General features: G+C 75.3%; 2 protein-coding genes. Both read left to right on the top strand.

Features of this window, described 5'->3' with window-relative positions:
• Positions 1-280: DUF6247 family protein (locus ABZ641_RS39165; RefSeq protein WP_359989503.1), on the top strand; the 280-nt coding region annotated here is incomplete at its 5' end.
• Positions 277-537: a hypothetical protein gene (locus ABZ641_RS39160; protein ID WP_344628524.1), complete on the top strand. Its 261-nt coding sequence runs from the start codon at positions 277-279 to the stop codon at positions 535-537. The genes ABZ641_RS39165 and ABZ641_RS39160, both read left to right, overlap by 4 nt.
• Positions 538-1059 lie beyond the last annotated feature (522 nt).

The following is a 1059-nucleotide window of genomic DNA, read 5'->3' as shown; positions in this document are numbered from 1 at the left end:
ACCGGCTCCGGCCCCGCGGGCCGCCGCCCGGCTGCTCGCCCGCATCCGCGCCCAGGAGGACACCGACCGCCGCAGCCGCTGGCTGCCGGCGTTCGAACGGGACTGGGCCAAGGCCCTGGACGACTCCCGGCAGACCTACGACCTGACGCCCCTCCACGACGTCGTCCGCACCTGGCAGGTCCGCCTCGACAGCGCCCCCGCCGTCGACGCCTTCACCGCCGCCGGCAGCAACGACGAGGACGGCACCGACCTGGACCAGCTCTTCGGAACCCGTCCGTGAACGACCGCACCTGGCCCGCCCGCCTCTCACCCAAGGCCGCCAAAACGTTCACCGAACTACCCCCGCACACCCAGCAGTTGGTCCGCGACCTCCTCGACATCGCCGCCCGCACCCCCTGGGGCTGGCCACAGTGGGACGCCACCGACCCCGAAGGCGAAGACGTACGCTGCGCCTCCATCGGCCAACTCAGCCTCATCTACCTCGTCAACAGCACGGCCGGCCGTCTCTACGTCATCGACCTCGTCTGGCTCGGCTGACCCCGGTTCCCCGACCCCCGGTTCCCCGACCCCCGGTTCCCCGACCCCCGGTTCCCCGACCCCGGAACCCCGTACCGCACCGCCCGCACTTGCACCGGCCCGGAGGCCCGCGCCTGCGTGTTGCCCGCGGCCTGGCCGCCGCACTCGGCCACCCGGACCCGGCCACGATCCCGGCATTGCCCGACCCGCCCGCCGAGATTCACGGCGACCTGTCCGGTGACCTGTCCCGGTTGCCGTCGATGCCGCAGTGAACGCCCCGACGGCCGGCCACATCCGCGGGGAGGCCGGCCGGTACCGCCGGACACGACCGCGCCGCCCACGCGAAGACCGTCACCGGCCGCCCCCGACCTCGAGAAGCGGTCCGCCCCGCAGGTGGGGGCCCAGACCCCGGACGCCAGCTGACCCGGCAGCCACCCGTCACTGGTCGCCGCCACCCGTAACCCGCCACTGGCAGCGGCCGCAGGCGAACGCCGCCCGCCGCCATCGGTCGCCGTGCCCGGCCGAGCCGCCGCCCGCTCCCGC

The organism is Kitasatospora sp. NPDC007106, assembly GCF_040634455.1.
Lineage (GTDB): Bacteria > Actinomycetota > Actinomycetes > Streptomycetales > Streptomycetaceae > Kitasatospora > Kitasatospora arboriphila.
The sequence above is the reverse complement of the archived record's forward strand: the minus strand, read 5'-3'. Positions and strand labels throughout refer to the sequence as shown.